This window comes from Chitinophaga sp. H8, from assembly GCF_040567655.1.
Classification (GTDB): Bacteria; Bacteroidota; Bacteroidia; order Chitinophagales; family Chitinophagaceae; genus Chitinophaga; species Chitinophaga defluvii.
Window position 1 is genome coordinate 1,565,896 of sequence record NZ_JBEXAC010000002.1, and the last position, 13,947, is coordinate 1,579,842.

General features: G+C 42.5%; 8 protein-coding genes. 1 reads left to right on the forward strand and 7 read right to left on the reverse strand.

What is annotated here, in order from left to right:
• Positions 1-4: 4 nt before the first annotated feature.
• From ABR189_RS20255 to ABR189_RS20270, 4 genes are all read right to left on the reverse strand, one after another.
• The gene (locus ABR189_RS20255) at positions 5-3,487 is read right to left on the reverse strand and encodes a TonB-dependent receptor (protein WP_354662296.1); all 3,483 of its coding nucleotides are present in this window, start codon (positions 3,485-3,487) and stop codon (positions 5-7) included.
• A gap of 208 nt (positions 3,488-3,695) precedes the next feature.
• Positions 3,696-4,805, reverse strand: a complete 1,110-nt coding sequence (locus tag ABR189_RS20260) for a FecR family protein (RefSeq protein WP_354662297.1) — start codon at positions 4,803-4,805, stop codon at positions 3,696-3,698.
• Between the two features lie 132 nt (positions 4,806-4,937).
• On the reverse strand, positions 4,938-5,516 hold the full coding sequence (locus ABR189_RS20265; RefSeq protein WP_354662298.1) for an RNA polymerase sigma-70 factor: 579 nt from the start codon (positions 5,514-5,516) through the stop codon (positions 4,938-4,940).
• A 238-nt stretch (positions 5,517-5,754) separates the two neighbouring features.
• The gene (locus tag ABR189_RS20270) at positions 5,755-6,474 is read right to left on the reverse strand and encodes a DUF2071 domain-containing protein (RefSeq protein WP_354662299.1); all 720 of its coding nucleotides are present in this window, start codon (positions 6,472-6,474) and stop codon (positions 5,755-5,757) included.
• A gap of 52 nt (positions 6,475-6,526) precedes the next feature.
• Between ABR189_RS20270 and ABR189_RS20275 the strand changes: the two genes are divergently transcribed.
• On the forward strand, positions 6,527-7,120 hold the full coding sequence (locus tag ABR189_RS20275) for a redoxin domain-containing protein (RefSeq protein ID WP_354662300.1): 594 nt from the start codon (positions 6,527-6,529) through the stop codon (positions 7,118-7,120).
• Between the two features lie 31 nt (positions 7,121-7,151).
• On the opposite strand, the gene ABR189_RS20280 is transcribed toward ABR189_RS20275, so the two are convergent.
• From ABR189_RS20280 to ABR189_RS20290, 3 genes are all read right to left on the reverse strand, one after another.
• Positions 7,152-8,483, reverse strand: coding sequence for a c-type cytochrome (locus tag ABR189_RS20280; RefSeq protein WP_354662301.1), 1,332 nt, complete (start codon positions 8,481-8,483; stop codon positions 7,152-7,154).
• 69 nt (positions 8,484-8,552) lie between these two features.
• Complete coding sequence (locus tag ABR189_RS20285) at positions 8,553-10,265, reverse strand: SusD/RagB family nutrient-binding outer membrane lipoprotein (RefSeq protein ID WP_354662302.1); 1,713 nt, start codon at positions 10,263-10,265, stop codon at positions 8,553-8,555.
• Between the two features lie 50 nt (positions 10,266-10,315).
• Positions 10,316-13,891, reverse strand: a complete 3,576-nt coding sequence (locus ABR189_RS20290) for a SusC/RagA family TonB-linked outer membrane protein (RefSeq protein WP_354662303.1) — start codon at positions 13,889-13,891, stop codon at positions 10,316-10,318.
• Between the last annotated feature and the right edge of the window lie 56 nt (positions 13,892-13,947).

Below are 13,947 nucleotides of genomic sequence, written 5' to 3' on the forward strand. Positions count from 1 at the left end.
AACTTTAAAAATTTAAGGTAGCACCGGCATTGATCACTCTGGACTGCGGGTAGTATTGGCCGTTTCCGTTAATAGATTCAGGGTCCAGAATTTTCAGGTTGTCTATGGTAAAAAGGTTAAGACAGTTGACATAAACTCTTAAGCCGGCAATACCTATTTTCTTTTTTACCACATCTGACAGATTGTAACCCAACTCCAGATTTTTCAACCTTACATAGTTGGTATTCCTGAGCCAGTAAGTATTGCCGGTAGACCAATACATATCGTTTCTGTCGCTCACACGGGGATGAACACTGCTGGGGTTATCAGGGCTCCAGCGGTGATCGTAATAATCTTTGGTGAAATTGCCTATCTCGCCTGATTCGGTATTTACTGGCAGTGCTCCGCCAGTTGCGCCTTGTACCAGTATAGAGAGGTCGAAGTCCTTATACTGTAAGTTCAGGTTTACACCGCCTGTAAAAGTGGGTTCTATACTTTTATCATTTCTGACTTTATCATCTCCATCTATTTTTCCATCTCCATTGATGTCTTTGTATTTCATATCGCCAGGACGAAGGTTGTTGGTGAGTGCACTATAATTGAGCGTATTCTTATTAACATCCTCCCAATCTTTAAATACCCCATCATATTGATAGTAGTTATCTGTTTTCATAGGATGTCCGGTAGATTTCTGCCATTCGGGCGCACCGGGAGCCTCATCCCAGAATTTGATCTTATTCTTTGCAACGCCGCCGTTTACGCTGATATCATATCTGAAATCATTGGATTGTCCGGTATATCCTACTTTGAATTCCCATCCTCTGTTTTCTACCTTGCCAATATTTTCGGCAGGGAGAGTCATGCCGGTCGTTTGCGGAACAGATGCATTTCTTCTCCATAAAATATGGGAGCGTTGATTGAGGAAGGCGTCCAGTTCAAAATATATTTTACCATTGAGTAATTGTCCGTCAAGACCAATATTGTAATTATTGGCTACTTCCCATGTAACAAGTGGATTGGGTACGCGAGGTTCGAATAATGATTTTACTACCTGATTGTCAAAAATGTAGCTGCCTAATTGATAGGTGGCATAGTATTGATATTCCTGAAGGGTTAGTTCTCCGTCATTATTGTCATCGTAATAGATCTGATCATTACCTAATTGTCCCCAGGAACCCCTTAGTTTAAGATAATTTACAATCGGTACATTTTCTTTCCAGAAATTTTCTTCGGATATTCTCCATCCGGCCATGATACCTGGGAAAAATCCAAATCGGGTATTAGCGGGAAACATATAAGAACCATCCACACGCCATACAAATTCGGCCAGGTATTTTTCTTTATAGTTGTAGGCCGCACGTCCGAAGTAGTTAAGACGTGCACGGTTCCAGGCGCTTCCGCCATTATCTTTTTCTCTATCGCCACCTGCAAACATCTGATCGATGGAAGAAGAGAAGAAGTATTTCCGGGAGGCATTGAATTTGTCGTTGCCTACGGTTTCCCTTTCGGCACCAAATACGAGATTTACGGTATGACTGCCAAAGGTGCGATCGTAGGTAAGGAGGCCACGCAATAATTTGTTTGCCTGGTCTTCATCTTCCTGTTTTAAAGTTGGCTGGGCAGGCCCTCTTGGACTTTTAATCAGCTTATGTGTTTTCCCATCCGCTTCAAAAGGGTCTTCTTTATTCCAGGTGTACAGGAACCAGGGTGTTTGCCAGTCTTTGGTACGTTTGATGTATTTGTCAAACGCCATGCTTCCGCTAAGTTTCAGGCCTTCTACCCATGGAATGGTGATATCCAGCCGTGCTGTTGTTTGCAGATAATATCTTCTGTCCTTGCTGTATCCTGTTTGGTCAGTAGTAATCACTACAGGGTTATCACCATATTCGATATCGGGCCCGGCTTGTCCGGAAGGCCAGAAAGCTGGTTCTGTAGGCTTACCACGCATGAGCATTCTAAAGATACTACTGGCACTTCTGGTGGGGTAATTACGGTTCTCCTGCCTGCCATTCATATCTACACTTACATTTACGTATTTATTGACTTTGCCATCCAGGTTAATACGGAGGCTGTATTGATCATAGCCTGTAGCAGAAGATTTATAATAACCATCCTGCGACTGGTAGCCAAATGAGGTAAGGTAACGGAGTGATTCAGAACCACCGGAGAGTTGTACATTATGAGAAGATTGGGGCGACCACTTTTTAAATGCCGCATCGTACCAATCGGTATTGGGGTGGCCCCATGGATCAGACCCATCCTGGTATTGCTGTATATCTTCTTTACTGAAGGGAGGTGTCCACTTGTTGCCGGTAACAGGAGAGGTATAGCTGCCGGATTGTTTATAGGCATTCCATGCATCTCCCCATTCTTTACCGCCTACATTTTTATACATGCTGAGTTCATTCCTGATTTCGGCATATTGTTGCGCATTGGCCATTTCCGGAATGTGTGTAGCTTGTGCCCATCCCTGATTAAAAGAATAGGATAGTTGTGCTTTCCCGCTTTTACCACGTTTGGTTGTAACCAGGATAACCCCATTTGCAGCACGGGCACCATAAATAGCAGCAGAAGCATCCTTCAAAACAGACATACTTTCAATATCAGCAGGATTTAATCTTTCGAGCCCTCCGGTACGGGCAGCTACCCCATCAATCACCACCAGCGGATCATTGTTGCCCAGGGTATTGGAGCCACGTATGCGGAGTGTAGAGCCGTCTGCTCCGGGCTCACCGGTCTTTTGCATAGCAGTAACTCCTTGCATACGGCCTGCTATTGAATTAGAAACATTGACAGCAGGTGATTTCATCAGATCGGCTCCTTTTATGGTGGCAACAGATCCTGTTACCGCTTCTCTGCGCTGTTCTCCATATCCAACTACCACTACTTCGCTTAACCCTTTTGTATCTGGCTGAAGAACGATGTTTAAAGGCGATTTATCCTTAATGACGATGCTTTGAGCTGCATATCCAATTGCTGTAATAATGATGGTGGCTCCTTCCGGAACAGACAGTGTAAAATCTCCATTTACATCTGTAGTAGTTCCTTTAGAAGTACCATCAATTTTTATGGTAGCTCCGATAATGGCCTGTGCAGTATTATCTGTTACTTTACCTTTGATGGTAATTTCCTGCACCTTATTTCCTTTGGGTACGATGGCAATCAGATCATCTGTCATCAATTTAAAGCCGAAGCCAGTATTGCTTAATGCCATGGTAAGTACTTCAGAAACAGGTTTGTCTGCTACATTAATACTGATAGGTTTTTCCAATGAAGAAGCATCATCCTGATAGATAAACCGGTAGCTGGTTTTTTGTTCTATTTTTTTAAAGAGCGCTTTAATGCTTTTGTTTTCTTGTTTTACGGTGATCCTGCTGTCCTGTGAATAACCATTGGCAGAAACCTGCAGGAAGGCATACAGCATCAGGAAGGTCGTTAATTTCATACGCAGTAGTATTGATTGCCAGGCATGGGATTGCCTGACCTTCAACAAGTCAAAATTTTTCATACATTTGGTTTGGATGTGAAAAAAAGAGCCCTGCCTGGTAATTAGTAGTTACCAGCAACGCGAGATTTTGGTTCTTTTGCGGGAAATGCCCTACATTTCCCGTTTTTTTTAAATTACGTTGTTGTGTCTAATCATAAACGTGGTTTAAAGAATGAATGTTAAGGATTTTCCTGCCTGGATATCTATGGATTTTCTCTGTGTTTTTATTTTAGTATTGCAGCGTTACGTGATGATCTTCCAGTTTGTATTTACAACCGGTAATCAGGCTGAGTGCTTTCAGGGCATCTTCCAGTGATTCATTTTTGAAGGAGCCACTCACCCTGAAGTTCTGCAGGCTGCTGTCCTTTACGGTAATGCGGGTACCAAACCAGCGCTCCATTCTGGTAGCGAGATCGGACAAGTTTTCTCCGTTAAAAACAAGTTTGTTGTCAACCCATGCGGTTTCAGCTATGGTACTGTCTTTATCACAGAAATTGATATTAGATATAACAAGTGATTTCTCTGTTTTTTTCAGACTAATATCATTGACGAGGGTATTTTTTTTATCGACTACAGCAATCTTTTCAAATGGGCGTAGCAAATAACGTTCTTCGGGCCTTCTGGTTACCTGTACTTCAATTTTCCCGGTAATCAAAACGGCTTCTGCTTCTTTGTCGCCAGCATAAGCCCGTAGGTTAAAGGCAGTTCCTAATACTTTTACATTCATAGCATCTGTGGTGATCATAAATGGCTGATCAGCATTAGGAGCTACATCAAAGTAAGCTTCCCCATCCAGGTGCACATGACGTCCTTTTTTAAGAAAATCATTATTATAGGAGAGTTTACTGCTCGCATTGAGCCAAACAGTAGTACCATCCGGCAAAAGCAGTTTGGTTCTTGAACCAGGTTTTGTTATTACTATATTGGGTGGCTCCTGTAGCCCATAATTACCGGTATTACGGCTTTTATATATAAATATGGATATAATGATCAGGCACAAGGTGATACCCCCCATTAATACGCCGGTCCAGAACCTCTTTGGGGATTCGGAGGTGGCTTCTTCCAGGTCATTTTCATGCTGATAGTTCGGGGTTTGCTCCTGGTCTGCTTCCTGTAGTCTTTTCAGGTGGCGTTCCAATAACTTGTTTGATTGTTCCGGAGTTCTGCTGGCTGAGTTGACAACAGATTGTTCCCACAACCACTGTACAGTTACAAAGGCCTCAGACAACTCCGGATATGTTTTTAGCATATCTGTGAGTTGTGCTGTTTCCTCTTCAGTAATTTCACCATTAAACTTCCTGAAAAGCAGCTTATAAAAGAGTGTTTCCTGGTTATTCATGAATGTTCCGCCCTTAAACTATACCTATAGACGGTGCAAAATTGGATTTACCATTAAGCGGGAAGGAATTTTTTTTATTTACAGGCATTCTGATAGCAAAAACAGGAAAAGATAGCAGCGCAGTTATGGGGATTAAGATAGCGTGGTATTGAATTTAACGGAGGCAGCCACCTTTTTAAGTGCGATGCCCATTTGGACTTCTACTGTATTTACAGAAATGCCCAGCAGAGTAGCGACTTCCTTGTATTTAAGGCCGTCTTCCTTAATCAGCTTAAAAATGAGCTTGCATCTGTCCGGTAGCTCATTCACAGCAAATTCAATTTTCCGGACCATCTCTTTGGAAATAACCTTTTCTTCCGGCGTTGGGCCCTGGTCACGGATAAACAGGTGGTCTGTATTATTGAAGTCTATACTGTTCTCGATACGTTGTTTTTTCTGAAAATCAAGTGCAAGGTTTTTAGCCATTGTATAGATATAGCTAAGCGGAGATGCGGTGGCCGGCAAAGTGTTGCGCTTTACCCATATTTTAATAAACAGATCAGAATATAATTCCTCTGCTATAACTTCAGAGCCAACCCAGTTTTTGAGAAAGGCAATCAGCGGATTTTCCAATAACGTAAATAGCTTTTTATAAGCAGCTAGATCATTATTGCAGCAAATTTTATTATATAAAGTATTTATATCCTGCAAAGCAGACATAGGCAATGCCATTAAATCCTTTTAAAATAGTTGCTATTGATGTAATGTGGGTCAGGAGTCTGGAAATCTAACAAGTGCTTATAACGTAGTATGTCCTGACAATTGTCTGAATATCAAGTGTTAAAATAACAATTATTGATTAAAAAGAAAATGTCTTTTAAATTTTACCGGTCCAAACTCTAAAATAGAAAAGTTATTTTGATTTTTTCTGATAAAATGAATTTGGGGTAGGGTGTAAGGAATCTGCCGTTTATGATGTCTGGCAAATATCTGTCGCTGTATGCCATTCATGTTGTATATCTCTCATTAAAAGTGCATGGTCAAATTGCACTGCTCCCTTTGGAAAAAGTATTTCATTTTCAAAGAAGCTGGATTGTACATGAGATACATCAAGTGGGGTTACTTTCCAATTATGGGTTCTTAATTCCAGGCCATCATATTTATTACCGTTGGGAGAATAACCAATTGCACCACGTTCAAAGAACCGCGAAGCAGTTCCCAGGTTTTCAAATACAGAGGTAGGAGAAAAATTATCTGTTGTCCTGCCTTCTACCTGGAGGGAGATATTATCGCTACTCTTAAAGGCTACTTTGTAAGAATTACCGGACTCCCGGACATCAAATTTTGCAAGCATGTGTTTACCTGGAAATACCCGGCCGCCCACAAAGTGATTAAACCAGGAAGAAGTATCTCTTCTTGGGATATATACTCCTTCTTTTAAGATATTATCTTCCATCCATTCTACTGCTATGCGATGCGCACCATTTTCTGATGAAATTCCCAGAAAGGCGGGCAATTGCTGAGGCCGTACTCTTTTCAGGCGGATCAGGCAAATCCCTGCAATAGCGTTACCATTAAATAGTTTTGGCTTAAAAGGAGGTGGCAATATTTTTGCAATTGCTGTAGGGTCAGCTATGAAGTTGACTAAAATCCTCCGGTCGATAATGCCGGTAATTGCCGGAAATTTCATTGGCATGTTTTTTAATGAGCATCTTAAAATTAACTCATTATTTTTGTTATACATGACCTTCCAACCTAAATATATAAAGTGGCTGACAGTCATACTGGTAATACTACTTAATGGAACTGCCATAGCCCAAACGGGGAGAGAATATAGCCATCGTAAATTACAAGATCTTTTGCCCTCATTAAAAACAAAGAAGACTAAAGCGGATACTGCTTATTTGTATGTATTTGTTTTTTTATCGCCGGAATGTCCTTTGTGTAAAAACTATGGCCCGGTTCTGAATGAATTGTCACAGCGTTATGCGTCACAGGTAATGTTTATGGGGATTGTACCGGGAAAAAGTTATTCCAAGAGCGTGATTCGAAAGTATCAACAGAATTATGGAATCAGGTTTCCGGTTTGTGCTGATAAGGACAAACGTATAAGCACTTACCTGGAGGCAACGGTAACACCGGAAGTAGTATTGTTGAATTTTGAGGGAAAGCTGATTTACAGGGGAAGCATTGATGATTGGGCAACCGGCCTGGGGAAAAAGCGTCGCACAGCCAGTATGCATTATCTGGATAATGCTATTGCGCAAACAATCCATGGAGGGTTAGTAGAAACAGCTTATATAGCCCCGGTGGGCTGTTTTATAAATGATTTTTGATTAATCCATGATAGGTATAACCAATACTACTTTATGGTTGTACTAACTCCAATGTCTCATCTCCTTTTTGATAGGGAAAAGTCAGCATTACCAGTGTCAGCATTTCATCGGTACTCTTCATGTCACCACTTGAATAGATGGTTTGTGGCGGATGAAATGGATTATTAGGGTTATTGCTGGTATTATCATAGGAGCCTTCTACCGTTAGCACTGAGCCTTGCGGTATTTTGACCAGGTGTTTGAACCGGTAAAGCTCCTGCCAGTTAAAGTCCCATTCGGGGATAGTAACAAGTTGTATGGTATCTCCTTTGGGGCTTACGGCGTAAGCCCTGAATTTTTTGCCCAGCAGATGCATATGCGGCCAAACGTAAAGTACTGATTGATCCATTCCCGGAGTGACTACCTTTACCTGAAAGGTTTTTATCTTTTCGGCAGGTATAAAAAAGTAAGGATCTATATCCTTCTCCCCTATTCCACCAGATCCGATACTGATAAGGTTGATCTTACGTTTGATAGTTGATTTGGTGAAAAACAGATTCAGTCCGCTAATATCTTGCTCCTCCTTTCCCTGAGGTGCATAATGCATGGTTAATAAGATTACTCCTTTCCTGGGCATCACCCAACCCATACCTTTTGGATAGGATTCGTAAGCAGCGCCCGGAATCCATCCACCATAATAGACCATGTTTTTTTGGAAGGCATCATATTGTATGTATTTACTGCGATCATCTTCTGTTACATTAATGAAATCATCCCCTGCATGAATATCTTCCTTTTCAGGGGCAGCACAAATGGCGAAATTGGCATGGTGTACGAGCTTTTTGTTGGCGGATATAAATTCAACTGCCTCAACGTTGGCAGAATCGGGGAGTTCATAAGGGATCTTAAATACAATAAAGCGCTCCATATTATCCCCTTTTATCAGGAAAGGCCGTTGCATTTTCAGTACCAGGTCCGGAAGGCGGTTGTATTGGGTACCTGTATTAAATGAAGGAATGGGGATGGTTGTATTTTTTCTGTTTTCTCCACGGGGCATTTTATTGTTCACCCAGGTAGCGATTACCTGAATCTCCTTTTCGGATAATTTTCTGTTGTTAATAAATAAGGTGTCATGTACATCGGGCTTCCAGGGAGGCATATACCGGTTGCGGGTGACTGTCTTAATAAAGCTCGCCCTTTTGGCAACATCTTCATAGGTAATCAGGGAGAAGGGGCCTGACTCACCTGGGCGGTGACATGGTGTGCAGCTGCGATGTATCAGTGGGGCAATGTCTTTATTGAACGTGACCTCCTGGGCATACATGGTAAAGCAGCCTGGCAATACAATGAGGAGTGTGACGATGATGCTTTTTATGAATTGCATGATGTCTGATATACAGGAGGTTTGAGCTACAGTAATACCTGCTCAAACCTCCTGTTTTAATGGAAAATATTACTTTTTATCCCACCATACCCTGCCAAAGATATCGGAGGGTAATCCAAAATCCGGATCCTTCCGCATATCATCAATAGCCTGTGTTCTGTTAGTGAAGTTCAGATCTCCCGCCAGTGGATAATTGATTACATATCTGCGTGGTATCTCCAGTAATTGTCCATCACCTTTTAATACTTCCAGTGGCATGATAGTATTGGCGTTAGGCATACCAGTTCTTTTGATAAGTGCCCATGCTTCATTAGGTAACTTGAAGTAGTTGAGATACTGCTGTATCACGATTTGTTCCAATGCTTTTGCAGGATTAAATTTAATACCTGGTTGCTGGATATAAGTGGCGATCTCATTGCCTGCTACAGCTTCATATTCTTCTAATTGCGCAACATTTGCAATATCATTGTAAGACCTGATGGAAGCGTCTATTCCTTTGTAATACCAATCTTCAGCAGATTCGTTGGTGAGCTTCCGGGCAGCCAGTTCTGCACGCATAAAGCATACATCCGCATAGGTAATGACGTGGAAGGTGGTAAACCCTTTTCCGCCATTATATTCTGCCTGGAACAACCGCTGCTGTAAAGGAGAGATGGTATCAATTACCACATCTTTGCCACCGTCTTTGATGGTTACACTTTCAAAAAAGCGCTTTTTATCTTCATCTTTATTCGCATCGGGGCTGGCATATTGTCCATAATACTGACGGGGATCCCATTTAGCATTAGCACCTATTTTGCCTTGCGCCTTTGCCAGATCAAAGTTTGCTTTTGTCCAGCTATTCTTACGGAAGAACAGCCGTAGTCTTGGATCCTGGGTGTTCCATAAGAAATCAATCACATTTTTTTCACCGGAAAAACCATTGTCAGGATAAGGATTCCAGTTGCCATCTGCTGTAAAGGATGGCCCAGCCTTAAATAACCATTCTTCTTCCAGTGAGCTGATCACCCCTACATTATCTGCCAGTACTTCAGCAGCAATGGCTTTTGTTTTTTCGGGATCGCGCTTGGTCAGGCGCATGGCTATTTTTAAACGAAGTGAATTGGCGGCTTTAATCCATTTTTGAATAGATGCATCGTTGCCATCGAAATAGAGGTCATGGCTGCCCAGCATTTCCTGTACTGCTGGTTGCTGTGTTTTTAAGACCGTAACTGCTGCTTTTAGCTCTTTATCAAAGATATCATACAGCTCCTGCTGCGACTGATAGGCAGGTGAGAAAGTGCCGCCATTGCGTGCCGATAAGCCATCAATATATGCAAGGCTGCCATTAACATCAGATACATACCAGGCATAGTATACCTTTAGTATGGATGGAATGGCATGGATATATGCATATTTCTCTTTTTCACCCGCTGGCATCAGTTCTATTCTTTTCTGGGCATCTATCAGCAAGGGGCCTACTCCATTATAGAATGTACCATACCGGCCGTTGGTATTGTTGGCGCTACTGGCAAAGCTGACACTGTTACCATTCTTCCGCACAAATTGCTGAGTCCAGTTAGAAATGCCACGGATATTATCCCAGAAGGCCTCACCGCTATTATCGTGCATTTTTACGATAGCAGTCGTTAATATCGGTTTAGGCGATACGTTTAGAATGAGATCAGGATTGGTATTGTATTCTGCCAGCTTTTCCCTGTTGCAGGACATGGAGAACATGCCCAGCGCCAGTATGGCAATGGAGTATGGTGGTACTATTTTGAGATAATTTTTTACTTTCATACTTAATTTTTTTAGATCAACTACAATCATCAGGTTACTTTACCAGCAGGTTAGAAACTTGCATTAAGTGTAAAGTACATGGTGCGGGAGAATGGAGTTCCTCCACCCAGGAAAGCAGCACCGGAACCACTGGAAACATAATCTTCCGGATTCAGATTATCAGGCAGGCTGTTATACAGATAGGCCAGGTTCCTGCCGCCTATCGTTAACCTTAAGCCATTCATTCTTGCCTTATTAGCCCATGCTCCTGGCAAATCATAAGTCAGTGATACACTCCGCAGGCTTACCCAGGAAGACTCATGTGCAGATCTTTCCCTGATACCGGCAAACCAGCTGAAGGCATTATAATAGTAGGCATACGCGCGCTGTGGCCGTACGATCCCTTTTTCATAGGCTTCTTTATACGTCATACCTCCTACATTGTAATTCTGTCCATCCAGCCCTTGTCTTACGCTGCCATCTGCAAACACGCCATCTGGTAGTATCCCGTCTGTACGGGTAACTCCCTGCGCATCTACAAATTCTATACCTCCCAGATCTTTGGTACGGCCAAATAAAGTGTTTTCCATCATGCCCAGTTGTGAGCCATAGTTGTAGCTGTTGGAATATACCCATCCACCAAATTTGGCATCCAGCATGAAGGAGAAAGTGAAGGATTTGTAGTGAAAGTCATTTCTCCAGCTTCCCATGAATTTAGGTACAGAGGAACCGAGTATCGCTTCTTTTTCTACAGCATCTGCGTCATTGGAAGCACGGAGGAATACGCCATTTGCCTGCAATACAGGTTTGCCATTAAGTGCGCTGGCGACAGGCTTACCATTTGCGTCTTTAGCCTGATAACGGGCATAGCCATAACCAGCTACCATCGTACCATATTCACCACCAACTCTGGCCACTGTTCTGATGCCATCTTCTGATTCCAATCCCACTACTGTAACGCCTGGGGCAAGGTCTATGATCTTGCTACGGTTACGGGTATAGTTGAAATAACTGTCCCAGGAGAAGTTGTTACCTTTTACAGGAGAACCATACAATGCTAATTCTATACCCTGGTTCTGTACATTACCACCATTGATCAATGCATTCTCTACACCTGATTCCCGTGGAACTGCCAATCCGATAATCTGTTGTTTGGTATTCTGTTTGTAATAGGTAAGGTCCAGTCCTAATCTGTTCTGGAACATTTTTAACTCTGTACCTATCTCTGTTTTAAAACTCCTTTCAGGAATGAGATTGAGGTTGCCCAGGGTTTTGGAGTCAAAGTCGTATCGTGGTACAGTACTGCCGGTACGGGGACGGTAATCGTCTATAGCAGTGTATGCACCTGTATTGGTGGTGTATACACCGGTACCATTACCTGCGATAATATAAGAGAGCCTTAGCTTACCAAAGGTGATTACTTCCGGCAGTTTAAATGCATCGGAATACACCCATGCGAGATCCGCACCAGGATAGAAGTAGGAATAATCTCCGTGTGTATCCGGATACAGTAAGGTAGAGTTCCAGTCATTTCTGCCATAGATATTCAGCGTCAGCATATCTTTCCAGGAGATGCTTCCCTGGAAGAAACCGGAAGCGGTCTGGTATTTATTAGGCTTGCCTTCTGATGTATAAGGCACATCAACCGAATTAGACAGGCGGTATACACCAGGTTGTTTAAGCCCTCCTCTCGTAGCTGCATAGGTGGATTTACTTTCTGAATTATTTAATTCTGCACCTACCTGGAAAAAGAGGTCAAAAGCATTGATCTGTTTATTGACATTGAAATTACCCTTCAACCGTGTTTGCAATACCCTGCTGAGATTGGAAGAGTATTCCCCACCTGTAAAGCCTGGGTCACGGCCTCTTTTGGTTCTATCCAGGGAAGTAGAATAAAGGTTTACACTGGTGCTGCTTTCAAAGGATAACCATGGTGTGAAATTCACTTTGGTGTTCAATCCTCCACGGAAGTTGTCTTCTATCTGGCGCTGATTGTCTTCATTAAGTGTAAACCAGATGCTGGAATTGCCGGTAGGATCGGCTTTGTTAATCCCTCCGTTGGCAGAATCAATATAATGTGTGCTCCAATAGCTGGCATTGTAGTTACGTGGCAATCCAAATGACAGATTGTAGATCATGTTATTATCCCCGCTGGCATAATTGGGATTGTATGCATTACTGCGAACATAGGTAACATTACCATCCAATAGTATGGCTTTGGATAAGCGGTGTGTAGCGCGCAGATTGAAGCTGTTACGCTTGAAATCATTCCTGGGAGTGGTACCGGAGCTGCTGTTGTTGGAATAGGAGAAGCGGAAAGTTGTTACCTCATTACCACCTTCTACACTTACGTTGGTATTGATATATTTACCGGTACGATAAAGGTCTACTACTTTGGAAGGAAGGTTGTGAATCATTTGACCATTGATATCCCGCACCAACTGACCAGTCATTTCAGGACCAAATCCATATCCGTATGTGTTGGGGTTGATTTCCAGCACGCCGTCACTTCCTTTTACAAAATCATCTGTACTGGTACCTGATCCGAAACGGTTTTGAAAAGCGATGGTAGCATAAGGCTTTTCATAAGATTGGGTATGGCTGAAGCTTACGCCCAATCCTTTTTTGGAATACCCCTTCTTGGTGGTAATCATAATAACCCCGTTGGCAGCGCGGTTGCCATACAATGCGGTTACTGCACCACCTTTGAGTACAGAAATAGAAGCAATGTCATCCGGGTTGATATCTTTAAGTATATTTCCAAAGTCCTGCTCACCACCCCTGTTAGGTAATACTACCTGGTCGTCCATAGTAATACCATCTACCACTATGAGAGGCGTATTTTTGAATGGATCGAGGGAAGAACTTCCCCTGATAAGGAAGCGAGGCGTTGCCTGAGGGCCACCATTGCCGGGTGTTACCTGTAAACCAGGTACAAGTCCTTGTAAGGCTGCAATAGGATTTACCGCATTGGTTTTGGTGATTTCTTCACCTTTTACTTCCGTTACGGCATAACCAAGATTACGTCTTTTACGTTCTTCACCGAAACCTGTTACAACAATTTCGCTGAGTTTGGTCTGGTCTTCCTGCAGGGTTACTTTAAGATCTGTTTTGCCATCTGCTTTAGACTCTGATGGAATATATCCCAATGCCTGAATAAGCAGTACGGCATCGGCTGCAATATTGTTTATTTTAAAATAGCCATTTGCATCGGTGATGGCGCCGGTTGTTTTACCTTTTACCCTTACGCTCACGCCGGGGATGGGAGCACCTTTGACGTCTTTTACAGTGCCTGTAATTGCTTTTGGTGCAGTAGTGTCTGCGATGGCCAGAAAGGGTGGATCATTTTCCGTTGATTTCAACTTTACCAGGATATTTTTTTCCATAACGGTATAATTCAGCGGTTGCTCCCTGAATATTACCGATAAAGCATCGTTCAGTGGCGCTTCCTTTATGTTGATGCTTAAAGGGGTAGCCATCTCCAATACTTCTTTTTTGTAGAGGAATAAATAACCGGTTTGTTTTTCTATCTTTTTAAATACCTGTTCTAGGGTGAGGTGTTGACCACTTAGCGTTACCTTTTGAGAAAAGGCTGCAGCGCTAACGTGCAGAGCACCAACTAGCAGGAATACTACAGACAATTTCACAACCATCCATGTTTTAGTTGATAAAAAGGGGGTACCGCACTTGTTTTGGTACCAAG